The organism is Rhodococcus sp. 06-221-2 (genome assembly GCF_002258365.1).
In the GTDB taxonomy this organism is placed as follows: domain Bacteria; phylum Actinomycetota; class Actinomycetes; order Mycobacteriales; family Mycobacteriaceae; genus Rhodococcoides; species Rhodococcoides fascians.
In genome coordinates this window covers 98,432-120,607 of the sequence record NZ_NOYJ01000011.1, presented here as the reverse complement: position 1 = coordinate 120,607, position 22,176 = coordinate 98,432, and the positions used below count along the sequence as shown (strand labels likewise).

Genomic DNA, 22,176 nt, shown 5'->3' with positions numbered 1-22,176 from the left:
GGCCTCCCACATTTGTGGCTCTACCGGCCAGGACCCACTCCTGTCGGCAACCCACGCTTACATGCGGAGGGGCCCCAGCCAAGACCTCCATACCGTCTATAGAGCGAGCGCAGCGAGAGCTTTCACGAGCTGATCGATCTCGTACCGGGTGGTGTAGGGAGCGAGTCCGATGGTGACGGCACCACCTTCGTCGTTGACGCCCAGGGCGTCGAGCAGACGACTGCCACCGTGGACCCCGCTGACGCTGCCGATGCGAGCCTGCGCGAGTTGCTCGGACACCTTCACCGCGGGCATACCGTCGACGGTGAAGCTGACGGTCGGGATACGCGTGGGCGCAGTGCCGAGCACCATGACGTGGTCGAGGGTGGCGAGCGCAGCCATCAGATGCTCGAAGAGCCGATCCTGATAGTGCTGCAGCGACCCGATGGACAGCTCCAGCCGCTCACGGCGAGTGCCGGTGGCTGCGTCGTCGAGGTTGGCCAGGTAGTCGATGGACGACACGACACCGGCCAGCAGCGCGTACTGATGACCACTGACCTCGAGCCGCTCGGGCCCCTTCGCCGACGGGTTCAGCGACATCGACGGCAACTGGTCGAGCAGTGTCGGATCGCGGAAGATCAGCGCACCCACCGACGGCCCACCCCACGCGGCCGCGTCGATCGCGACGACGTCGGCTCCGAGTTCCTTGATGTCGACGTGTGCGTAGGGGGCTGCTCCGGCGGCATCGACGACGATGAGTCCACCGACCTCGTGGACCAGATCCGCCGCGACGCGAACGTCGGGAGCGCTACCCACGATCGGCGACGCCGCGGTGACCGCGACGAGCCGGGTGGTGGAGGTGATGAGTTCCTCGAACTGCCACGTGGGCAGCTCGCACGTATCGATCTCGACCTCGGCCCAGCGCACGTGTGCGCCGGTTCGGCTGGCGACCCGCAGCCACGGCGCGACGTTGGCTTCCTCGTCCAGACGCGAGAGCACCAAGCCGGTTCCGAGCCCGAGCCGGGAGCTCAGAGAATCGGCGAGCCACGACAGCAGCGTCGCCCGATCCGGTCCGATGACCACCCCGGACGGATAGGCACCGACCAGATCTGCGATTGCGACGCGGGCGGATTCGAGCAGAGCAGCACTCCGCTTGGCAGCGATGTTGCCGGCCGAATGATTGGACGCACTGTGCCGGAACGCCGTGGAGACGGCCGTCGACACGCGATCCGGAATCAGCATTCCCAGCTGAGGGTCCAAATGAATCCACCCGTCGCCGAGGGAGGGAATGGACCCTCTGACCCGTGCGACGTCGTACCCCATGCCGGACACTCTAAGCGCCGACCCGCCGAGGGTGTGTTTCACGTCCTGTTTCCCCAGGGAAAGGCAGCCAACAACGCACGCTTCGATCCTCCTGACACCCCGGTTGCGAACGACCGAACCAGGATAATCGCCCCTGTCGATCGCGCAACGGCAGGCGACGCGTAAAGATGGATGCATGACGCAATCCGAGTCGAACAATGCACCCGGCGATCACGTCGTCGTGATCGGCCCCAACGGAGAGCCACTCGCACTGAGCCGCGAGGAAGCCACCGCTGCTGCAGCCCGCGCTTCCGGATCGGCGGCAAACGAGGAGTCGTCCGACGGATCGGACCTCTCGGAGATGGTGGAACAGCCCGCCAAGGTGATGCGCATCGGCACGATGATCAAGCAGCTGCTCGAAGAAGTGCGCGCGGCACCTCTCGACGACGCCAGCCGCAACCGGCTCAAGGAAATCCACAAATCGTCCATCCAGGAGCTCGAGCAGGGCTTGGCCCCGGAGCTGCGCGACGAGCTCGAGCGTCTGGTGCTGCCGTTCGGCGACGACGTCGTGCCCACCGACGCCGAACTGCGGATCGCGCAAGCTCAGCTCGTCGGCTGGCTCGAAGGACTGTTCCACGGCATCCAGACGGCACTGTTCGCTCAGCAGATGGCCGCACGGGCCCAGCTCGAGCAGATGCGTCAGGGTGCATTGCCTCCCGGCGTCATGCCCACACCGGGCGGCGGCCACGGCAGCGGTACCGGCCAGTACTTGTAACACCACACACACGCTTGCAAAATGAGCTGCATGGTCGATTGCAGGTAGTGTCGACCGTCGTGTCGGCACCAGCGAAGGATCCCGAGAGCGAGGCAGGAGAACAGATGCCTGCTCCGGTTTCGGACTCACAGACTTATCGGCGCGCGTTCGGCGATCTGCGGACCGGTTTCAACCAGCGTGAGCTGTGGCTGCATCTCGGCTGGCAGGACATCAAGCAGCGCTATCGACGGTCGGTGATCGGCCCGTTCTGGATCACCATCGCCACCGGCGTGCAGGCCATTGCGATGGGCCTGCTGTATTCGGTGCTTCTCGACATCGATCTGCGCGAATTCCTGCCGCACGTCACGGTCGGCCTGATCATCTGGAACCTCATCAGTGCCGCGATTCTCGAGGGCGGAGACGTCTTCGTCGCCAACGAGGGTCTGATCAAGCAGCTGCCCAGTGCGCTCAGCGTGCACGTGTATCGCCTGGTGTGGCGTCAGCTCCTGCTGCTCGGCCACAACCTGCTGATCTACGTGATCATCATCGCGATCTTCTGGCCGCCCGGCGGACTGCATTGGACCGTGATCTTCGCGATCCCGGCGCTGGTCCTGATTCTGCTCAACGCGGTGTGGGTGTCGATCCTCTTCGGCATCATCGCCACCCGCTACCGCGACATCGCCCCGATCCTCGGCAGCTTCGTCACGCTGATGTTCTTCATGACGCCGATCGTGTGGACCACCTCGGGACTGGTCCAGATGGGCGGCGAGGCCGCGAAACGCGCCAAGCTCGTCGAGATCAACCCGCTCTTCCACTACCTCGACATCATCCGGGCCCCTCTGATCGGCGAGGACCAGCAGGCGTATCACTGGTACATCGTGCTCGGGTTCACCGTCGTCGGGTGGGCGCTGGCCATCGTCGCTCTCAAGAAGTACCGGGCCCGCGTGCCCTACTGGGTTTAGGGGTCAGCAGTTGTCCATCAGCATCAGTACCCATGACGCATGCGTCGACTTCCCAATCTTCGACGCCAAGACGCGGTCTTTGAAGAAGGCGTTCCTCGGCAAAGCCGGCGGTGCCATCGACCGCAACTCCTCCGACGTCGTCGTCGTCGAAGCCCTCAAGAACATCACGATGAACCTGAAGGACGGCGATCGCGTCGGCCTGGTGGGACACAACGGCGCGGGCAAGTCGACGCTGCTGCGGCTGCTCTCGGGCATCTACGAGCCGACGCGTGGCAGCGCCACCATCCGCGGCCGCGTCGCGCCGGTGTTCGATCTGGGCGTCGGTATGGACCCGGAGATCTCCGGTTACGAAAACATCATCATCCGCGGCCTGTTCCTCGGCCAGACCCGCAAGCAGATGCTCGCGAAGATGGACGAGATCGCCGACTTCACCGAACTCGGTGACTACCTCGACATGCCGCTGCGCACCTACTCCACAGGTATGCGGGTGCGCGTCGCGATGGGCGTGGTCACCAGCATCGACCCGGAGATTCTGCTGCTCGACGAGGGCATCGGTGCCGTCGACGCGGAGTTCATGAAGAAGGCGCGGCACCGACTTCAGCAATTGGTGAAGCGCTCGGGAATTCTGGTGTTCGCCAGCCACTCCAACGAATTCCTGGCTCAGTTGTGCGATACCGCGATGTGGATCGATCACGGCCAGATTCGCCAGCAGGGAGGCATCGAGGACGTGGTGCGGGCATACGACGGCGACGACGCCGGTGACCACGTCGCGCAGATCCTGAACGAGATCGAGCGGGAAGACGGACCTGATGGGCAAACCGGTGGCTGACGAGATTGTCGGGGTCATCGTCACGCACAAGCGGCGTGAGTTGTTGGCTCTGTCGTTGGACGTCATCGGTGCCCAGACGCGTCCGCTCGATCATCTGGTCGTCGTCGACAATGCGAACGAGCCGGACGTCCGTGAGTTGGTGGAGTCGACGGCCCTGCCGACGACGTACCTCGGCTCGCAGCACAATCTGGGTGGCGCAGGCGGATTCGCGCTGGGCATTCTGTATGCGCTCTCGCTCGGCGCGGATTGGGTGTTTCTCGCCGACGACGACGGCCGACCCGAGGGTCCGAAGGTCCTCGAAACCCTGTACGACTGCGCGCTCGCGCACGGACTGGACGAGGTCTCCCCGGTCGTCTGTGACATCGAGGATCCGGATCGGTTGGCGTTTCCGCTGCGACGCGGCGTCGAGTGGCGTCGTCTTCGCTCGGAGTTGATCGACCCGGAGAATCCGGACGACGATCTGCTCGAAGGCATCGCATCGTTGTTCAACGGTGCCCTGTTCAAGGCGTCGACGATCGATGCGGTCGGCGTGCCCGATCTGCGGCTGTTCGTGCGCGGCGACGAGGTGGAAGTGCACCGCCGATTGCAGCGCTCGGGCCTGAAGTTCGGAACGTGTCTCACGGCCGCGTACGTGCACCCCAACGGAGCCGAGGAGTTCAAGCCGATCCTCGGTGGCCGGATGCACACGCAGTACCCGGAGGATGCGACCAAGCGGTACTTCACCTACCGCAACCGCGGTTACTTGATGTCGCAGCCTGGTATGCGAAAGCTGTTGCCGCAGGAGTGGATTCGCTTCACCTGGTTCTTCCTGATCACCACCAGGAATCCTCGCGGTCTGGCCGAGTGGTTCCGGTTGCGCGGACTCGGCCGTCGAGAGCACTTTCGTAGGCCCTGACGTGTTTGCGAACGCGTCTTCACCGGCTACCGTGTGCCCATGACGGAACCTCGGAAGCTCGCGGATCGCATCAAGTCGTCGGCTCGAGAAAAACTTCAACGAGCAATCGGTGAGGTTCTGGCGCAGCAGACCGCGCAGCTGGCCGAGCAGACCAGCGATCAGCAAGCGAAATTGCTCGACGTCCTCGAACGTCAACGACGTGAGATCGACGATCTGCACGCCTTCATTCGCGGTCTCGAGATGCGGATGCGTCGCGACATTCCGTACGCCTCCGACGTCGAGGCCGCCGCCCAGAGCGCAGAATTCGCCGAAGAGATGATGCCGGAGGCACCGACCTTCCTGCGGCCGCACGCCACGCTGCGATTCGCCCTCGGTGAGGTCTCCATTCGCGGCATGGCGCTCGAGTTCGGAGTGGCCAGCGGGACGACGCTCGAGATCATCGCCGAGGAATTGGCGTCGCGTAAGGACATCACCGTCGTCGCCGGATTCGACGTGTTCTCCGGCCTACCCGAGACCTGGCGTACGGGCTTTCCGAAGGGACTCTTCGAGCAGGACACGATCCCCGAAGTGCCCGGCGCACAGATCGTCCCGGGGCTGTTCGAGGATTCTCTGCCGGGATTCCTGAAGGGCCACCACGAGAAGTTGGCCTTCCTGCACCTCGACGCCGACCTGTACTCGTCGACGGTCACCGTGCTGGACCTCGTGGCCGATCGACTCGCAGTGGGCACCGTCATCGTGTTCGACGAGTACTTCAACTTCCCCGGCTGGCGCAACCACGAGTACCGGGCGTGGACGGAATTCGTCGCACGCACCGGCACCGAATTCGACTACCTCGGGTACACCGCCGACAACGAACAGGTCGTCGTACGGATTCGCACGGCACCCAAGGTCCGGTCGAACTAGCTACTGCCCGTAGAGACGAGCCCAGTTCTCGCGGCTCGTCAGCTGTGGGACGGCGGCGCGGTACGACGCCGCCACTGCGGGTGTCTCGGTGCGCAGACGCTTGAGTGCCGACACACCGCGCTTGAGCAGCTCGACGGCATGTGCCTTGTTGCGCTTGCGAACTCGGACGCCCTCTTGCGAGCGGTCGGTGACGATCGCGTGGGAGAACAGCGAGACGTGCCACCAGTGCGCGTCGTCGGCCGAAATGGAAACGGGGCCTGGATCCACCGTGCCGCGCCACTGGTTGAGGACACGCTTGGCGAGCACGGCGAATTCCATGCTCTTCTTCGGGTGCGGGCCGGCCGGGGTAATGAACATATCGGCCGGACGCACCCCCGGAACGTCGTTGGCGTTGTGCCGCTTCGTTTCTCCGTACGCTGCGCGCTCGCGCCGGATGGAACCCGCCGCGTCCATGCCGCCGTCGAGCAGATGTTCCGGACCGGCCAGAAAGTCCTCGACAGATTTGATCAGCGTGTACGCCATCCCGTACTGCATCGACACCAGGTAGCGGAGCAGATCGGTGAACAACTGCTTGGCCAGCGTCCTACCGTCGAGTTCGATGTGCAGGGCGGCGGTGATCATGCCGTTGCGCAGGTTGAAGTAGCGGTGCCACTCGTCCCAGTCCTTCCAGGCGAAGTCGGCGTGCCACACCGCTGCGCCCGGCAGCGTGACGGTGGCGAATCCGTTTGCGCGCGAACGGTATCCGTACTCGATGTCGTCCCACTGGAAGAACAGCGGCAACGGGTAGCCGACCTGCCCGACGATCTCCGACGGGATGAGGCACGACCACCAGCCGTTGTATCCGGCGTCGACGCGGACGTCCTGCTGACGCTTGCGCTTGAATGCGCTCTTGTCCGATACCGCGTTCTTGACGTGGACTCCGGCCTCGAGCTTCTGCAGGTTGGCCACCTCGGCACCGACGTGCACGCGGTCGGGGTGCAGCAGGTACAGCATCTGCGCGCCGATGATCGCCGGCTCGACGGTCATGTTGGCGAACGAGTTCATGCGCACGATCGCCTCGGGCTCGCACAGCACGTCGTCGTCCATGAAGATCACGTTGGCCGGATCGCCGCCCTTGCCCTGCACCTCGTAGAGCCCGCGAGTGAATCCGCCCGCGCCGCCGAGGTTGGGCTGCGTGATGTAGACGAGCTTGTCGCCCAGTTCGGCCGCGACGCGCTGGAACTTCTCGCGCGTCTGCACCTGATCGGTGCCCTGATCGACGACGTAGACGTTGTCGACACCGAGCAGAGCGATGGGATCGTCGGCCATAGCAGCGACGGTGTTGGCGCAGTCGTCGGCGCGATTGAACGTGCAGATCACCACCGAGGTGGGACGCAGCTTCTCCGGTGCGGCGACGGTCCATTCCGCGTCCTGCACCGACAACTCGCTGGACGTCGTGGTGAAGCGTACGAACAGAGCGCCGCCGTCGAGGAACTGCGTCGTCGCAACGGGGACCGACAATCGCGTCGACGCGTTCGCGGAATCGACGGTGGTGCTGGCCATCGTGCGCTGGTGGCCCTTGTAGTCGGTGGCCACCAGATCCACTCGGCCCGCGCCTGCAACAGTGGCCTGGAAGACCACCTCGGTCACCGTCGTCCACCGCTGCCAGTAGCTGGCCGGGAACCGTCCGAAGTAGCTGTTGGTATGTACGACGCTGCGCTTGGCGATCCGGACACCGGTGCGGGTGCGCTCGGCGTTGCCCTTGCGGACCTCGCTGTACATATCTGCGCTGACCAGGGGCGACGGGCCGTCGAACAGAAGCCTCTGAACTGTCAGTTCGGCCGTATCGTCACCGCCGGCGGCAGCCGGCACGTCCGAGGAACCGAGACGATCGAGAGCAGTGCCGTCCATACCGAGAAATACCCCATCCAGTTCGAGTAGTGACAGTTCGAGCGATCACAGGTGTGGCCGTACCGAGAAGAAGACCACTGACCATGGTTGCACAGCCCGAGGCCGATCCGTCCGACGCTCGCCGCACTGCCCGCCACCTACTCCCCTTCGCGCACCCTCTCCATCAGCACCCGAGCGGCGTCGGCCGGGTGCGTGTACGGCCACCAGTGGCCCGCCTCGACGTGAACGACGCGCAGGTCGGGGATCCACCGATCGAGACCGTCGGTGAGGTTCGTCGACAGCATCGGGTCGTGTGCCGGGACCACCACGGTGGTCGGGACGACGCAGCGCGGATCGGGTCCACGGAACACCCGCCGCAGCACGTTGGCCCGGTACAGCGCGATGCCGCGCTGCTGGTCGGCCGCCGTCGGGGTCGGCTCGCCCTCGGCCCGCAGTCGGGCCAGCAGAGCCGGTATTCGCGTTCGCAGGACGGGCACGTGAAACCCGAAGACGTACCAGGACCTGGCCAACTGCCCCACCAGCGACGGCCATCGATGCGGCCGGACCGACCGCGCCCGTGCCACCTGCCGCAGATGATCCAGACTCGGCCCGGACACCGACGTGTACGACGCGAATGCGGTGCTCGCCCGAGGCGAGGCCATCGCCTCCCACATCTGGACCGACCCCCAGTCGTGGGCGAAGACGTGGACCTTGCCGGTCAGGCCCGGAATCGACTCGACCACCGCGAAGGCGTCCCGCGCCAGATGATCGATGGCGACGTCTGCCGCAGGCTCCAGCACGGACGCTCCGCTACCTCGTGTGTCGTAGGCGATCACCCGGACCGTGTCGCCGAGCGCGGTGATCAGCGGATCGAACACGTGACGGTTGTCGGGATAGCCGTGCACCAGCAACACCGTCGAGCGGGCTGTCGGGTTCCCGTACTCGAAAACGGGAAGCTCGGCACCGGCGATGCATACCGTCCAGTGAGTCATCCCGCGTCGGTCAGGGCATGCAGTGCGCCGCCGCGCAACAGGTGAGCAATCATCTTCAGCCGCATGGCTTCCTGCTCGGGCTGCGGATGGACCACGGCTGCCAACGCCTCGCCGTCGAGCAGGTGGACGACGCTGAAGACCACCGTTTCCAGATGCTGCGGATCGATCACGCCGGCAACGGGAAGCGCACGAGCAAGTTCGGCGATCTGCTCATGATATCGAACGGTGAACGGCTGCAGTCTCTCTCGCAGCTCGTCGTCGCTGCGGGCGGCGGTCAACAGCTCGTACCAAGCCCCGTTGATCGGGGCGCGGCACGCTGCTCTGAGCAGTTCGAGGCAGTGTTCGATGGACGCACTGCCGAAACCGGACAGGCCGCGGCGAAACTCCTCGAACTGACGTCGACGAATCTCGTCGGCTGCGGCGACGATCAGGTCGAGCCTGGTGTCGAAATGCCGAAACATGGCCCCGGACGACACTCCGGCCCGGCTGACGATTTCACTGACGCTGGTTGCCGCGTAACCCTTCTCGCACAACGATGCGATAGTCGCGTCGAGCAGTTTTCCGATGGTCTCGGTTCGGCGCTGGTGTTGACTCGCCACTCACACACGCTCCCGGCGTCGAGGGGCCGTGGGAGTGCCTGCCCGCAGGAAGCTACCGGCCCGCTCGGACACACCGAACCAGGGCGCAAAGGTGCCGCCGGAGAACACGACTCGGCCCGCGACCAGAGTGGCGGTGACCGCTCGGTCGTTGCGATTGACCATGCGGCTCAGGCCACCGAATTCCGGCATGGTCTCCTCGCGATAGGCCAGGACATCCTCGTTCAGCCCCTTCGGGTCGATCACGACGATATCGGCACGGTCCCCCACCCGCAGGTGCCCGGCGTCGACACCGTAGAAGTCGGCCAGTTCGCCGCTGAGCTTGTGCACGGCCTTCTCGACGGTCATGAACGGCCGGCGATCGTTTCGCGCGTCGTGCACGCGGTGCAGCAACCGAATGCCGAAGTTGTAGAACGCCATGTTGCGCAGATGAGCACCGGCATCGGAGAACCCCACGGTCACCCCGGGCTGATTGATCAGCTTGTCCATCTGCCGCTTGCGGTGATTGGCAACCGTCGTGTGCCAGCGCAACTTTCGGCCGTGCTCGACCACCAGATCGAGGAATGCGTCGACCACGTGCACACCACGTTCGGCTGCGACCTCCGCGATGTTCTTTCCGACGACCGACGCGTCGGGGCATTCGGTGATCTCGGCGTCGGCGAAGTCGCGATGCCAGACGCGCGAGCTGAACTTCTTCTCGAAGTCGGCACGGAACCAGCGGCGGTAGGCCTCGTCGGACAGCAACTCGTTGCGTCCCAACTCTTCTCGAAGATGCAGTGCGGCGCGGCCGGAGCCGAACTCCTCGAACACCACGAGATCGATGCCGTCGGAATACACGTCGAACGTGGTGGGGAGGTGCTGCCAGCGGAACTGGCCCTTGCCCGGGCCGTTGACCATCCGGGCGAGCGGGCCGAAGACGCGATGGATCCACGGCGACGCCTTGGCATCGGCCGCCGCCAGCAACGAGATCTTGAGCGGAGTGCGGCCGACCCCGGTGGCCGAGGCGAGGAAGAACAACATGTCGTACTTGGTGTTCAGGTTCGGAATGCTCTGCAACAACCGACCGCGTCGACGCAGAATCTTGTGCAGAGAACGGAATTCGCTCCACCGCGCATACGAGGACGGTAACGAACGAGACCGGTATCGATCGCCGTCCAACTTGTCCCATGGGTTCGTCATGGTCGACATTCCGAGCAGCCCGGCATCGAGCGCCTTCTCGAGCGCGTCGGACATGGCATGCCATTCCTCGCGAGTGGGCTTCTGACTGCGATCGGTTGAGCGATCCAACCCCATCACGTGCGCGCGCAGATCCGAATGACCGACCAACGCAGCAATATTGGGCCCGAGAGGCAGGCGCTCGAGGGCTGCGATGTACTCGTCGGGACTGTTCCAATTTTTGTGCGCATCGACGGCTTTGAGGACATGATCTCGCGGCAGCGCCTCGACCCGACTGAACAGGTCCGCGATGTCGACCGGAGTGGAATAGAGCGTCGACAACGAACAGTTGCCCAGGAGAACCGTCGTGACCCCGTGCCGGACGGATTCTTCGAGACCCGGCCCGACCAACACCTCTGCGTCGTAATGGGTGTGTACGTCCACGAAGCCCGGCGTGACCCACTTGCCGGTGGCATCGACCACCTCGGTCGTCGCGCCCGCCTCGAGGGGAGTGGACGACACGGCCCGCACGACGCCGTCGACGATGCCCACATCCGCTCGAACTCCAGGACCGCCGGATCCGTCGTACACGGTTCCGCCGGTGATGACGACATCGAAAGGAATGTTCGGGTTCATGTGACCTCCGTCATAGAATGACGAAACAGTAACTTAGAGAGTGGTCACTCGCAATAGCCGCTTTCCTGCGGACATCTGCGTGATGCATGCGTCGGCGTTTCGGCTCGGGAGCAAGACGACAGCTACAGTCGGGTGTCTTTGCCCGAACTCACGGAGTTGACCCTTGCCCACCACGGATACCCAGATCGCGAGCAGCTCCCTGCCCGACAGCAGACGAGAGCGCCTCGTATGGGGAGCGGCAATTGCTGCCGTCGTCGTGTTGGGCTATCTCTTGGTGCTCAGCGTCGACCCTCGCTTCTTCTACATCGACGACACCGAATCCGGTGCCATCCCCAACTGGCTTCAACTCGGGCGCATCATGCGCGACGGTCACTTCCCGTCCCTCGTGCTCGATCAGTGGATGGCGGGCAACTATCCCGTCGAAGGCCAGGGCGGACTGTGGAACCCGGTGCAGATGGCGATCAACTACGTCTCGCCCTCGATCGACAACCTGGTCCTGCTCGCGACGGTCGTCAAACTGGGCTTCTCGATCCTGCTGGCCTGGGGTGTGTACCGCGTCGCGCTCGTCTACGGGGCACGCGCCAACTGGGCCGCCGTCGCAGGCGCAAGCGCACCGTTCGTCGGCTTCACCCTGTTCTTCGAGAACACCTCGTGGGTGACGGCCCTCATCGGCACCGCGTACATCACCAACGCATGGGCGAGCTCGGTGAAGTACGCCCGCGGCCACAGCGGCCCCGTCGTGCCGTTCGTGTTCCTCTACCTGGCCATCAGCGTGGGATACGTCCACGCCGCGGTCATGGCCGGCGTCATGATCGGCTCGGTCGCGATCGGCGAACGGTTGTTCCAGCGCCTGTGGCGTCCGGCGCTGAAGGTGTGCAGCGTCGGCATCGCCGCGGCCGCCTGCGGGGCCGTCACCTTCCTGCCGGGAGTACTGACCTCCGCGGTCACGTGGCGCAGCGGTGACGAGGGAACGTTCAACGACAACTTCCTGACGGCACCGTGGTCGGAATCGTTGACCGCCAGTATCCCGACGGCCGTGACCAGCATCGAATCGTGGGCAGGCGAGACCACCGAAGCCCCGGTCACCTACATCGCCTGGTTCCTCGTCCCTGCGCTCGCGTTCATCGCGTGGCGTCGGGTGCCCACGGCGTTGCGTGAGCTGGCCGCACCACTGATTCTGTTGGCGTTCGCGCTGGTCTTCACCGCGGGCCCCAGCGATATCGGCCCCATCCGCTGGCCCGCGCGCATCCTCCCCTTCGTCGCCATCGTCGCGTTGATCCTCGTCGTCACCCTGATCAGCCGATACGGAACTCTGGACAAGCTGCGGCCCCGACTGCTCGCCGCCGGCCTGCTGACGCTGGTGTTGCTGCTGCGTGCCGGCTCGTCGGGTCCGGAGTTCTTCGGCCGCCACATCGTTGCTGCGCTCGCGATCCTGCTGGTCGGCGCACTCGCCCTGCTGCTCGCCCACCGCTTCTCCACCCGGGCCACCGCCGCGCTCATCCTGGTGACGATCGCGCCGATCGCGATGTACCAGGTGGCCGGATACCAACCGCCGTTCGCCAAATGGTGGCTCCCCACCTCGCAGTCCGAGGCCAAGGCGCAGTTCCCGCAGTGGCAGGGCTCGACGCTGCAGCTCGGCAGTCGTGCGCTGACCGAGACCGAAGCCGACGGGCCCGACGACCCGCAACTGCCGTGGCACTCGCAGGTCTACGGCAACTCCGCCAAGGTGATGGGCCTGGACTACGTCAACGCCTACACCCCCGTCGGCTACCTCGATTTCGCAAACCTGCTGTGCTTCGAGCACGAGGGTTCGACCTGCACCGACGCCTTCGATCGGCTCTTCGAGATCGAGCCGTACACCGGCAAGACCTATGCCGATCTGATGCAGCTGGACCGCGTCGTGCTGCAGAAACTGCAGTATCCGCTGGCCGAGAGGGAGGCCGCGCCCGCAGGCTGGCAGTGGGTCACCGCGCCCACCCCCGACTCTGCTCGGCAGGTCTACGTCCTCGAACGCGTCGATGGATTGATTCCTGCCGCGTCGGGACGCGTCGTAGCGACGGTGAACGCCTCCGCCGACCCGATCTCGTCCGACGCGGACTCCGAGCACGTCACCGTCTCCGCGCCCGCCGGCGGCAGCGTCGTCTTCTCGCGGTTGGCCTGGCCCGGCTACACCGCCACTCTGAACGGTGAGCCGCTGCAGACGAAAGGCCTGGCCGATATCTTCCTGTACGTCGACCTGCCGCCCGGCACCGACGCAGCGGACCTGGAACTCACCTTCCGGCCGCCCGGTGAACGACTCGGACTCGCTGCCATGGCCGGTGGGGTGATGGTGCTGATCGGCCTGGTCGTACTCGATGTTCGACGACGTCGACGCCCCTCCGCGCCGGAGTTCGGCAGTACGACGTCCAGCAGATAGGGTCAGACCTCGTGACGTCCGACGCTGCTGCTCCGCACCGCATCTCCATCGTGGTTCCGGTCTACCAGGGCGAACGGACGCTCAGCGCGCTGATGGACGAGATCATCCCGTTGACGCAGGTCACCCACACGCCCCTCGGGCGGCCGATGATCGTCGAAGAAGTTCTCCTCGTGTTCGATCACGGACCCGACAACTCCGCAGCCGTGATCCGGCAGCTGACCGAGGCGCATACGTTCGTTCGTGGCGTGTGGCTCAGTCGTAATTTCGGCCAACACCCCGCCACCCTTGCCGGCATGGCTTCGAGCGGCGGCGAGTGGATCGTCACGATGGACGAGGACGGCCAACACGACCCGGCCGCGATCGGCGGCATGCTCGATACCGCCCTCGACCGGCAATCCACCGTCGTCTACGCCAAGCCGACGAACGTCGCACCGCACGGACTCTGGCGCAACGCCGCCTCACGCGGAGCGAAGTGGCTCATCGCCAAGGCTCTGGCCGGGGACAACACCGTCGACTACCAGAGCTACCGCCTGGTCCTCGGCGAAGTCGGTCGATCCGTTGCCGCCTACGCCGGCTCCGAGGCATACCTCGACATCGCACTCGGGTGGATTGCAGGCGACGTCACGACGAGCCCGGTGGCCCTGCGAGAAGAAGTGGACCGTCGATCGGGATACCGGCTGCGGACGCTTCTGTCGCACTTCTGGCGCATGGTGCTCTCCAGCGGCACCAAAGGTCTGCGACTGGTGTCCTTCATCGGCATCGCCTTCGCGCTACTGGGCCTCGTTCTCGTCGCCTACGTGCTGGTGTCGTACTTCGTCTTCGATTCCGGTGCCGAAGTGCGAGGCTGGGCATCGACGATGGTGATCCTGCTGTTCGGCTTCGGAGCCACCCTGTTCTCACTCGGAGTGGTGGCCGAGTACGTCGGCGTCAACGTCAAGACCGCCATGGGCAAGCCGCCCTACCTGATCGTGACCGACCCTGGAAACGGGCCGCTCGGACGCACCGAACCGTCGACCGATCCCGCACCGCCGGCGTGAACGCGACGCACACCTGGGTCGTCGGCAGCGGCGGACTGCTCGGCGCATCGGTGACGCGGGAAGCTCGACGACGCGGACATCACGTGCACACCAGTGCAATCCCGTGGTCCGACCGATCACTGGCCGAAGAAACTCTGTTGCAACGCTGTTCGGCCTTCTTCGACTCGTTCCGGACCGGCGCGTGGAACGTCGTCTGGGCCGCCGGAGCCGGCGTGAACGGCACCAGCGCAGCACAATTCGCCGAAGAGAACGATCTGATCCGGACCGTTCTGGCCCGGGTCGAGTCCGTCGCTGCGGACCGCACGGACACCGGAACGGTGTTTCTCGCGTCGTCTGCCGGAGGCGTCTACGCCGGCGCACCGGGAGCCCCACACGACGAAGAAACACCGCCGATCCCGTTGGGTGACTACGGTTTCGCGAAACTGCAGTCCGAGTCGGTCGCGACCGAATTCGGCATCCGCACCGGGGTCAACGTTGTCGTCGGACGATTCGCCAACCTCTACGGCCCGGGACAGAATCTCGCGAAACCTCAGGGGTTGATCTCGCACCTGTGCCGCGGATACCTGATGGCCTCACCGGTGTCGATCTACGTCCCCATGGACACCCTGCGCGATTACCTCTACGTCAGCGACGCCGCCGAAATGGTGGCCGACGCTCTCGCCGTCTCCGCCGAACGACGTATCGCTCCGACCGTCAAGATCTTCGCCTCGGGTGAGGCCGTCACCATCGGTTCCATTCTCGGTGCCTGCCGAACGGTCTTTCGTCGACGCCCCAACGTAGTGCTTGCCGCCTCTCCCCTCGCGGCGTTCCAAGGACGCGACCTACGACTGCGGTCGACCGTCTGGCCGCAGATCGATCGACGCACCCACCGCACACTGCCTGCGGGTATCGCCTCGACCCTGTTCGCGACGCGTCAGGCACTGGCGGTGGGCCGATGACCGAACCGCAGACTCCCGCGCCTCCGGCCGGCATGAACGGTGCACCGGGACCACTGATGCGCATCGTCAAGAATCAGAAGATCGCATTTCTGCTCGTCGGCGGCGTCAACACCGCACTGGGCACCGCATGGTTCATCGTGTGGCAGTTGCTGATCGGCGAGCGATACGGCTACCACGCCGCCATCGTGCTCGGGTATCTCTGCAACGTACTGTGCGCGTTCGCGATGTATCGCTACCTCGTGTTTCGCGTTCGCGGGCACTTTTTCAGAGATCTGCTCCGGTTCTTCGTGGTCAACTTCGGAGCGTTCCTCGCCAACATCTCACTGATGACCCTCGCTGTCTCGGTGTTCCACTTCCCGCCCATCCCTTCCCAATTGGTCGTCACAGCAGTGATGGCAGTCGTCAGCTTCTTCGGCTACCGCGACTTCTCGTTTCGCAGAAAGAGCCAGGACCCCACACCATGACACCCCGAGTTTCCGTCGTCGTCCCGGCGTACAACAACGCCGAATACCTGGCCGAGACCATCGATTCGATTCTCGCCCAGACGTTCACGGACTTCGAGCTGGTCATTGCCGACCACTCGTCGACCGACGGCACCCTGGCCGTTGCCCAGAAGTACGACGATCCACGCATTCGCCTCCTCACCACACCCGCGGGCGGCGGGGCACAGGCCAACTGGAATCGCGTCACCGAGGAAGCATCGGGCGAGCTGATCAAACTCGTGTGCGGTGACGACACCATCCACCGCACCGCGCTCGCCGCCCAGGTACAGGCCTTCGACGCCCATCCGACCGCGGTACTCGTCGCCGCGCAACGCACGTTGATCGACGCCAACAGCAAAACCGTCATCGCCGCGCGCGGACTCGGCGGACTACAGGGAAAGACGTCGGGTCGAGTGGCCGCGAGAACAGCAGTTCGGGCCGGAGCCAACATCTTCGGTGAACCCGGCGGCGTCATGATGAAGCTCTCGGAACTGCGCGCAGTCGGACTGTGGGACAACAGTCATCCGTACCTGATCGACCAGGCCACCTTCATCGCCGTAGCGCTGCGCGGCGACATCGTTGCCATTCCCCAGCCGCTGGCGTCGTTTCGCATCAACTCGGGACAGTGGAGCGTCGAGCTGGCCACCCAGCAGGCCCGTCAGGCCGCCGACTTCCACCGCTCCCTCCAGGCGAGCGACCCGACGTTGTTGTCCGACAGTGACGTTCGCATCGGGAACGCCAAGGCACTCATGACCTCGTTCATGCGGCGAGCCGTGTACCTGCTGCTGCGACATCGGATGTCGCGCAGCAGCTAGCGTTTCGGATTTTCAGGGCAGTACGGATTCCTTCGTCGCATAGACGGCCTCGGTGGCGTCCTTCTGCGGTCGCCACCACTGCTCGTTATCGCGGTACCAGTCGACGGTCGCTTTCAACCCTGCGCGGAAGTCGACATAGGTTGGTGTCCAACCCAATTCGGTGCGCAATTTCGTCGAGTCGATGGCGTAGCGCAGGTCGTGGCCGGGGCGGTCGGTGACGAAGTCGAAGGCGTCGGGTGCGTTGCCGGTTTCTTCGAGGATCGCTTCGAGGACAGTGCGGTTGTTGGCTTCGCCGTCGGCTCCGATGAGGTAGGTCTCGCCGATGCGGCCGCCGTCGATGATGGCCCAGACGGCGCTGTTGTGGTCGTCGACGTGGATCCAGTCGCGCACGTTCTGCCCAGCACCGTAGAGCTTGGGGCGTGAGCCGCTGAGGATGTTGGTGATCTGACGCGGGATGAACTTCTCCACGTGCTGGTACGGGCCGTAGTTGTTGGAGCAGTTGGAGATGGTGGAGCGGACCCCGAACGAGCGGGTCCAGGCGCGCACCAGCAGGTCGCTCGAGGCTTTGGTCGAGGAATACGGGCTCGACGGGTTGTACGGGGTCGATTCGGTGAATCTCGCCGGGTCGTCGAGTTCGAGGTCGCCGTAGACCTCGTCGGTGGAGATGTGGTGGTAGCGGACGTCGTGCTCGCGGACCGCATTGAGCAACGTGGTGGTTCCGATGACGTTGGTGTGCACGAACGGCCACGGGTCGGTCAACGAGTTGTCGTTGTGGGATTCGGCGGCGAAGTGGACGACGAGATCGGTCTCGCGGACGAGGCGGTCGACGAGATCGGCGTCGGCGATGTCGCCGTGCACGAAGTCGATGCGATCGGCGACGGGGTCCAGAGAGGCCTTGTTGCCGGCGTAGGTGAGCTTGTCGAGCACGGTGACCTGGGAGTCGGGGCGCTGCGCGAGGGTCTGATGTACGAAGTTCGCGCCGATGAACCCGGCCCCACCCGTGACGAGAATTCTCATGAACAGGCACTTTACCGGGGGATGCTCGTGTGGGCCGTTCTTGTCGGGCGCGCGTGCTAGCTTCTGTTCGACTTCGGGGGGAGTACGTCAATGGGTCTGGGAAAAATTCTTGTCCGTCTCGCGGCACTGATAACGCTGCTGTTCGGGCTCATGTGGGCAATTCCGCAGCTGGCTCCGCAAGTGCCGGAACCGTTCGAGGGTGTACGGACTCTGCCACCGGTGTCACCCAGACCCACGGGCTCGACGACAGTGCCGCCGCCCCTGCCGCCGGGTTTTCCGTCGATGGAACGCCCACCACCGCAAATCGAGGTGCCCGACGGGCAGCCGCAGCCCATCGCCACCAAATTCGGCTGGACTTACGACATTCCGGCTGACTGGGAGAATTGGAACGACGGATTCTCGGAGTGGGTCGGCGAGGACGGATCGACCGCAACATACGGCGCAATGGGTCTCCACGGACGATTCGATTGCGAAGGCGGTGAGTTCGAGTCTTCGGCAATCAGCGGAATGACCGGTCGTCGTGCCGGTGACTTGACTGTCCTCGCCTATCGAGAGGTGCAGAAAGCGTCGATGATCTTCACCAACGAAGATGGGTCTCTGGAACCCACCGTTCGGATCGGGGACCCCAAGTATCTGCAGATCGACGGAGCTCCGGCTGTCCACTACACAGCCCTGGTGGAAGACATACCGGATTCGCCGTACTGCCCTCCTCCCCGAGCGACATTCGACGTCGTCACGACTACCGGTTTCGCCACCGCAGAGGTCGCGGTCTTCGTCGTGCTTGCCGACCGTGATGTCGAGAACGCACTGACCGACGAAGACGTCGAAGGCCTCATCTCCTCACTACGGAAGAGCTCGACGGAATGACCGAACAGCTCGCGGCAAAAACATCCGAAATCGCCGGTCTCGGTAATCTTCTCGATCGCATCGGTGCCGATACCCTGGCCAGTCACCACTACTTGCTCGACAACGCGGGCCTCGGCGAGAACGTGGTCGGAGAGATTCTGAAGAAGCTGCGTCCGTATATCGCGCGCTTCCAAGAGATGACCCGCACCCGACACGTTCACCTATCGGCCAACTGCGGCGAGATGGGGGCCGAGCTGAACAAAGCTGCCTGGTTGTATGCCGATCAAGATCGAAAGAATTACGACCTGCTCAACGCCCACACATCTGTGCCACCGCTACCCGGCAGCGACCGCGGGAGTTCGGATCACGCCGCGGCCGGGCATATAGACGAATTCGACGGTGCCGCTGACTACGGTCATACTCACGGAATCGATTATCCTCCAACCAATCCCGCCATCGACGACATCCGCGACGTGCTCGCCGATGCCTCCGAGTGGCTCGGCGAGATCGACCGAACGATCTTCGAACTCTCCGGGTGGAGTCCGCTACGCGAAGCGACCATTCCTGTCACCGGCAACTGGAACGAAATCCGTCGAATCGGTCAGGCGTACCAGATTGCGGGCGACGCCATGGAAGCCGCAGCAGAGTCGTTGGCTGCAGGAGTACGCCGCGTCGACGGTCACTGGAACGGTGCAGCCGCACAGGCATTCACCGACTATGCCGACCGACAACTCGCCGCAATGCGATGGGAAGGGCATGCTGGCCGAACGATCGCCGCAATCTGTACAGCCATCGCCGAGCAACTTCGTGGCGCAGCGCTGGCAGTGGTCCGCAAGATCGTCGAATTGCTCGAGTCCGAAGTGGCCCTCGACAACGCCCGCGGTGCGCTGAAGGTCGTGCTCAAGAAAGTGCCGGTGGTCGGCACTGCATGGCAGGTGGAGAGCATCATCGAAATATGCTTGACGGCAATGGATCTGACCAAGGATCTCATTGTGAAGATCGAGCAGGTGGTCGATGACTTCGGCGGGTTCCTCGACGCGCTCGGCGACCCCGAAGGCCAGGTGGGCCAGAAGATCGACGACACACTGCGACCGCTGAACGACCTCCTCGACTACGGCAAGCAAGCCGTCGAAGCGGGCAAGACCGCGAATATCCGACCGGTACTCGACACACCGGACGAGGACTTCTCCGTCGGCACCGGCGACGAACCATGGCGGGACGCATGATCGAGTCACTGCCTCCGCACGCCCGCGCTGCCTACGACCGACTGATGGCATCCTGCGGAGAGCTCGAAGCCACGCGTACACGCGCCTCGAACGCAGACCTGAAAACACGGACCGTCACAACGGAACTACTCGCCCGCGTGGCGTCCTCACCGCGAGCGTCGGCCGACCTGATCCACTACGCACGCCGCGTCGCGTCGGGTGAATGCAGTTGGGAACGAATCCAGGTGGACGCGAATCCGCTGCCTCCGGAGGTGGACGAGCTCACAGCCGATCCGCTGATCGTGTGGCCGTCGGAATGGCCGACATCGACGACCGAAGCCCCGTCTCAGCCCTATCGAATCCCGTGGGAGTGAGTGCCGCTGGACGTGTCAGGACCGTCGAACAGTGCGCCCGGCAAAAGCCGCGATGCGCTCGTACGCGTTTGCTCCGTCGGGTGCAGGCTGCTCGGGATCGAAGGCACCACCCCTGCGCTCATCGGTCATATTGGCCGACATGAACACCATCCCCTCCTCCGCCACGGTCTGGTCGAAGTCGTCGGTACCGCGCCCGAGCGCGGTCGCAAGGTCCCACGCGTGCACCGAAAGTTCAGCAGCGACCATGCCGGCCGGCAGCGGTGAACCTGCGTCGAGCTCGGTCAGCAGTTCGCGGGTCCGGGCGGTCCACAACGGAACCGGATCCGAGGAGGGCTCGGGTGCGGCCGACCAGTCGAGCTCCCCACCTCGCGCCATCGTCACCAGGTTGGCCGCGGTGTGCACCAGGTGGTCCGTCAGGTCAGCGACTGTCCACTCCGTGCAGGGCGTGGCCGACGCGCGCTCGGCGTCGGTCACTGCGGCCAGCAGTTCGGTGATCTGAGTGGCACCGGTGGCGATCTGGCTACTCGTCGTCACGTGGCTTGTCCTTTGTTCGGTCGACGGGCGGATCCGTCGGAACGGGGCAGGGCTGGCCGGAGTCTATGGGCAGTTGCCACCTCGCGCGCCGGAAACGAAGGTGCACGACCGAGCGGGTGATCGGAGGGTCTGGAAGACTTCGGGCTCATGCGGGGAATCATTCTGGCGGGCGGCACGGGCTCACGGCTTCATCCGATCACGATGGGAGTGAGCAAACAGCTGGTCCCGGTCTACGACAAACCGATGATCTACTACCCCCTCTCGACCCTGATCCTCGCCGGCATCCGCGAGATCCTCATCATCACCACACCCCAGGACGCCGACCAGTTCACGCGCCTGCTCGGCGACGGCTCCCAATTCGGCATCTCCCTGACCTACAAGGTCCAACACGAACCCAACGGCCTCGCCCAAGCCTTCGTCCTGGGAGCCGATCACATCGGCACCGACTCCGCCGCCCTGGTGCTCGGCGACAACATCTTCTACGGCCCCGGCCTGGGCACCCAACTCTCACGCTTCGACACCATCGACGGCGGAGCCGTCTTCGCCTACGAGGTCTCCGACCCCACCGCCTACGGCGTCATCGAATTCGACGACAACCGAAAAGCCGTGTCGTTGGAAGAAAAACCCACCGCCCCGAAATCGAACTACGCCGTCCCGGGCCTGTACTTCTACGACAACGACGTCATCGCCATCGCCCGCGACCTCGCCCCCTCCGCCCGCGGCGAATACGAGATCACCGACGTCAACCGCCACTACCTCGACGCCGGCCGCCTCCAAGTCGAAGTCCTGCCCCGCGGCACCGCCTGGCTCGACACCGGCACCTTCGACTCCCTCCTCGACGCCTCCAACTACGTGCGCACCATCGAACAACGCCAAGGACTCAAGATCGGATCCCCCGAAGAAGTCGCCTGGCGGCGAGGATTCATCACCGACGACGAACTCCGCGCCCGCGCCGAGACACTCGTCAAATCCGGCTACGGCCGCTACCTGCTGGACCTGATCGACCGAGGAAACCGATGACCTTTCGTGAACTGACAATATCCGGCGCCTACGAATACACCCCACGCCAGTTCGGTGACGACCGCGGCGTGTTCTTCGAATGGTTCAAAGCGAGCCTCTTCGAGGAAACCACCGGGCGAGCGTTGGATCTGAAGCAGGCGAACTGCTCGGTCTCCGCCGCCGGAGTGCTGCGCGGGATCCACTTCACCACCAACCCACCCGGGCAAGCGAAATACGTCACCTGCGCCCGCGGAGCGTTCCTCGACGTCATCGTCGACCTACGCGTCGGCTCCCCGACGTTCGGGCAATGGGACAGCGTGCTGATCGACGACATCGACCGCAAAGCAGTGTTCCTCTCCGAAGGCCTCGGGCACGCCATCTTGTCGTTGGAAGACAACTCCACCGTCATGTACCTGTGCGGCCTCGAATACACCCCGGCACTGGACCGCGACATCAACCCCCTCGACCCCGCCCTGGGCATCGACTGGCCCACCACCGGCCGCGACGGATCGCCCCTGACCTACGAGCTCTCCGCCAAAGACAAAGCCGCCCCCACCCTCACCGAAGCCCTCGAAGCAGGAAACCTGCCCACCTTCTGAGTTGGTCGTTGTTGGGGCGACACCGCGGTCGTGCGGCGTCGC

The 22,176-nt window shown here is 64.6% G+C and carries 22 protein-coding genes; 15 read left to right on the top strand and 7 right to left on the bottom strand.

The genetic code is table 11. From position 1 onward, the window contains the following. Positions 1-96: 96 nt before the first annotated feature. Positions 97-1,302 (bottom strand): cysteine desulfurase-like protein, encoded by a 1,206-nt coding sequence (locus CH281_RS06530; protein ID WP_032366782.1) that lies wholly within the window; start codon positions 1,300-1,302, stop codon positions 97-99. A 175-nt stretch (positions 1,303-1,477) separates the two neighbouring features. Between CH281_RS06530 and CH281_RS06525 the strand changes: the two genes are divergently transcribed. The 5 genes from CH281_RS06525 (at position 1,478) to CH281_RS06505 (ending at position 5,624) form a co-directional block, all read left to right on the top strand. Continuing rightward, positions 1,478-2,056 (top strand): bacterial proteasome activator family protein, encoded by a 579-nt coding sequence (locus CH281_RS06525; RefSeq protein WP_027494774.1) that lies wholly within the window; start codon positions 1,478-1,480, stop codon positions 2,054-2,056. Positions 2,057-2,160: 104 nt separating this feature from the next. Next, the gene (wzm, locus tag CH281_RS06520; RefSeq protein ID WP_167669101.1) at positions 2,161-2,997 is read left to right on the top strand and encodes a galactan export ABC transporter permease subunit Wzm/RfbD; all 837 of its coding nucleotides are present in this window, start codon (positions 2,161-2,163) and stop codon (positions 2,995-2,997) included. Between the two features lie 16 nt (positions 2,998-3,013). Then, on the top strand, positions 3,014-3,826 hold the full coding sequence (gene wzt / locus CH281_RS06515) for a galactan export ABC transporter ATP-binding subunit Wzt/RfbE (RefSeq protein WP_179274135.1): 813 nt from the start codon (positions 3,014-3,016) through the stop codon (positions 3,824-3,826). Next, entirely contained in the window at positions 3,807-4,721 is a 915-nt protein-coding gene (gene glfT1 / locus CH281_RS06510; RefSeq protein WP_179274131.1) for a galactofuranosyltransferase GlfT1, read from the top strand. Before wzt ends, glfT1 begins: the two co-directional genes overlap by 20 nt. 39 nt (positions 4,722-4,760) lie before the next feature. After that, on the top strand, positions 4,761-5,624 hold the full coding sequence (locus CH281_RS06505) for a TylF/MycF/NovP-related O-methyltransferase (protein ID WP_032366779.1): 864 nt from the start codon (positions 4,761-4,763) through the stop codon (positions 5,622-5,624). Here the strand turns inward: CH281_RS06505 and CH281_RS06500 are convergent, their stop codons facing one another. The 4 genes from CH281_RS06500 to CH281_RS06485 all read right to left on the bottom strand — a co-directional run bounded on the left by CH281_RS06500 (position 5,625) and on the right by CH281_RS06485 (position 10,872). Next, positions 5,625-7,514, bottom strand: coding sequence for a glycosyltransferase (locus CH281_RS06500; RefSeq protein WP_094693492.1), 1,890 nt, complete (start codon positions 7,512-7,514; stop codon positions 5,625-5,627). It lies immediately after the preceding gene. 137 nt (positions 7,515-7,651) lie between these two features. After that, positions 7,652-8,485: an alpha/beta fold hydrolase gene (locus tag CH281_RS06495; RefSeq protein WP_094693490.1), complete on the bottom strand. Its 834-nt coding sequence runs from the start codon at positions 8,483-8,485 to the stop codon at positions 7,652-7,654. Then, positions 8,482-9,084: a TetR/AcrR family transcriptional regulator gene (locus CH281_RS06490; protein ID WP_094693488.1), complete on the bottom strand. Its 603-nt coding sequence runs from the start codon at positions 9,082-9,084 to the stop codon at positions 8,482-8,484. The genes CH281_RS06495 and CH281_RS06490 overlap by 4 nt, the downstream gene beginning before the upstream one ends. Then, positions 9,085-10,872, bottom strand: a complete 1,788-nt coding sequence (locus CH281_RS06485) for an N-acyl-D-amino-acid deacylase family protein (protein ID WP_094693486.1) — start codon at positions 10,870-10,872, stop codon at positions 9,085-9,087. A gap of 163 nt (positions 10,873-11,035) precedes the next feature. On the opposite strand from CH281_RS06485, the gene CH281_RS06480 reads away from it, so the two are divergent. Genes CH281_RS06480 through CH281_RS06460 form a run of 5 tightly spaced genes read left to right on the top strand, consistent with a single transcriptional unit; the run spans position 11,036 to position 16,560 of the window. Further along, positions 11,036-13,288 carry a hypothetical protein gene (locus CH281_RS06480; protein WP_094693484.1) on the top strand — a complete coding sequence of 751 codons (2,253 nt, stop codon included), beginning with the start codon at positions 11,036-11,038 and terminating at the stop codon, positions 13,286-13,288. Between the two features lie 41 nt (positions 13,289-13,329). Further along, on the top strand, positions 13,330-14,325 hold the full coding sequence (locus CH281_RS06475; protein WP_032367283.1) for a glycosyltransferase: 996 nt from the start codon (positions 13,330-13,332) through the stop codon (positions 14,323-14,325). Next, positions 14,322-15,263, top strand: a complete 942-nt coding sequence (locus CH281_RS06470; RefSeq protein ID WP_094693482.1) for an NAD-dependent epimerase/dehydratase family protein — start codon at positions 14,322-14,324, stop codon at positions 15,261-15,263. The genes CH281_RS06475 and CH281_RS06470 overlap by 4 nt, the downstream gene beginning before the upstream one ends. Next, positions 15,260-15,727: a GtrA family protein gene (locus CH281_RS06465; RefSeq protein WP_032374162.1), complete on the top strand. Its 468-nt coding sequence runs from the start codon at positions 15,260-15,262 to the stop codon at positions 15,725-15,727. Before CH281_RS06470 ends, CH281_RS06465 begins: the two co-directional genes overlap by 4 nt. Further along, the gene (locus CH281_RS06460) at positions 15,724-16,560 is read left to right on the top strand and encodes a glycosyltransferase family 2 protein (protein ID WP_032374163.1); all 837 of its coding nucleotides are present in this window, start codon (positions 15,724-15,726) and stop codon (positions 16,558-16,560) included. Before CH281_RS06465 ends, CH281_RS06460 begins: the two co-directional genes overlap by 4 nt. A gap of 12 nt (positions 16,561-16,572) precedes the next feature. Here the strand turns inward: CH281_RS06460 and rfbB are convergent, their stop codons facing one another. Further along, a complete protein-coding gene (gene rfbB / locus CH281_RS06455) occupies positions 16,573-17,577 on the bottom strand; it encodes a dTDP-glucose 4,6-dehydratase (RefSeq protein WP_032407817.1) in 1,005 nt (334 codons plus the stop codon). A gap of 90 nt (positions 17,578-17,667) precedes the next feature. On the opposite strand from rfbB, the gene CH281_RS06450 reads away from it, so the two are divergent. Genes CH281_RS06450 through CH281_RS06440 form a run of 3 tightly spaced genes read left to right on the top strand, consistent with a single transcriptional unit; the run spans position 17,668 to position 20,002 of the window. Then, the gene (locus CH281_RS06450) at positions 17,668-18,444 is read left to right on the top strand and encodes a hypothetical protein (RefSeq protein ID WP_094693480.1); all 777 of its coding nucleotides are present in this window, start codon (positions 17,668-17,670) and stop codon (positions 18,442-18,444) included. Continuing rightward, positions 18,441-19,649 (top strand): WXG100 family type VII secretion target, encoded by a 1,209-nt coding sequence (locus CH281_RS06445; RefSeq protein WP_094693478.1) that lies wholly within the window; start codon positions 18,441-18,443, stop codon positions 19,647-19,649. Before CH281_RS06450 ends, CH281_RS06445 begins: the two co-directional genes overlap by 4 nt. Next, on the top strand, positions 19,646-20,002 hold the full coding sequence (locus CH281_RS06440) for a hypothetical protein (protein WP_032374279.1): 357 nt from the start codon (positions 19,646-19,648) through the stop codon (positions 20,000-20,002). Before CH281_RS06445 ends, CH281_RS06440 begins: the two co-directional genes overlap by 4 nt. A gap of 15 nt (positions 20,003-20,017) precedes the next feature. On the opposite strand, the gene CH281_RS06435 is transcribed toward CH281_RS06440, so the two are convergent. Next, a complete protein-coding gene (locus tag CH281_RS06435) occupies positions 20,018-20,536 on the bottom strand; it encodes a maleylpyruvate isomerase family mycothiol-dependent enzyme (RefSeq protein ID WP_052063015.1) in 519 nt (172 codons plus the stop codon). A 147-nt stretch (positions 20,537-20,683) separates the two neighbouring features. Here CH281_RS06435 and rfbA point away from each other — a divergent pair, with 147 nt between their 5' ends. Together rfbA and CH281_RS06425 are read left to right on the top strand one after the other, a co-directional pair. After that, a complete protein-coding gene (gene rfbA / locus CH281_RS06430) occupies positions 20,684-21,556 on the top strand; it encodes a glucose-1-phosphate thymidylyltransferase RfbA (protein ID WP_094693476.1) in 873 nt (290 codons plus the stop codon). Beyond that, positions 21,553-22,134, top strand: coding sequence for a dTDP-4-dehydrorhamnose 3,5-epimerase family protein (locus CH281_RS06425; RefSeq protein ID WP_032385367.1), 582 nt, complete (start codon positions 21,553-21,555; stop codon positions 22,132-22,134). Before rfbA ends, CH281_RS06425 begins: the two co-directional genes overlap by 4 nt. Positions 22,135-22,176 lie beyond the last annotated feature (42 nt).

Excerpts from the sequence above, each read along its gene's own strand:
- CH281_RS06495 (WP_094693490.1), bottom strand. The coding sequence starts at position 8,485 with ATGACTCACTGGACGGTATGCATCGCCGGTGCCGAGCTTCCCGTTTTC.
- CH281_RS06465 (WP_032374162.1), top strand. The coding sequence starts at position 15,260 with ATGACCGAACCGCAGACTCCCGCGCCTCCGGCCGGCATGAACGGTGCA.
- CH281_RS06530 (WP_032366782.1), bottom strand. The coding sequence starts at position 1,302 with ATGGGGTACGACGTCGCACGGGTCAGAGGGTCCATTCCCTCCCTCGGC.
- CH281_RS06485 (WP_094693486.1), bottom strand. The coding sequence starts at position 10,872 with ATGAACCCGAACATTCCTTTCGATGTCGTCATCACCGGCGGAACCGTG.
- wzm (WP_167669101.1), top strand. The coding sequence starts at position 2,161 with ATGCCTGCTCCGGTTTCGGACTCACAGACTTATCGGCGCGCGTTCGGC.
- glfT1 (WP_179274131.1), top strand. The coding sequence starts at position 3,807 with ATGGGCAAACCGGTGGCTGACGAGATTGTCGGGGTCATCGTCACGCAC.
- CH281_RS06505 (WP_032366779.1), top strand. The coding sequence starts at position 4,761 with ATGACGGAACCTCGGAAGCTCGCGGATCGCATCAAGTCGTCGGCTCGA.
- rfbB (WP_032407817.1), bottom strand. The coding sequence starts at position 17,577 with ATGAGAATTCTCGTCACGGGTGGGGCCGGGTTCATCGGCGCGAACTTC.
- CH281_RS06440 (WP_032374279.1), top strand. The coding sequence starts at position 19,646 with ATGATCGAGTCACTGCCTCCGCACGCCCGCGCTGCCTACGACCGACTG.
- CH281_RS06425 (WP_032385367.1), top strand. The coding sequence starts at position 21,553 with ATGACCTTTCGTGAACTGACAATATCCGGCGCCTACGAATACACCCCA.
- CH281_RS06450 (WP_094693480.1), top strand. The coding sequence starts at position 17,668 with ATGGGTCTGGGAAAAATTCTTGTCCGTCTCGCGGCACTGATAACGCTG.
- CH281_RS06525 (WP_027494774.1), top strand. The coding sequence starts at position 1,478 with ATGACGCAATCCGAGTCGAACAATGCACCCGGCGATCACGTCGTCGTG.
- rfbA (WP_094693476.1), top strand. The coding sequence starts at position 20,684 with ATGCGGGGAATCATTCTGGCGGGCGGCACGGGCTCACGGCTTCATCCG.
- CH281_RS06460 (WP_032374163.1), top strand. The coding sequence starts at position 15,724 with ATGACACCCCGAGTTTCCGTCGTCGTCCCGGCGTACAACAACGCCGAA.
- CH281_RS06500 (WP_094693492.1), bottom strand. The coding sequence starts at position 7,514 with ATGGACGGCACTGCTCTCGATCGTCTCGGTTCCTCGGACGTGCCGGCT.
- CH281_RS06445 (WP_094693478.1), top strand. The coding sequence starts at position 18,441 with ATGACCGAACAGCTCGCGGCAAAAACATCCGAAATCGCCGGTCTCGGT.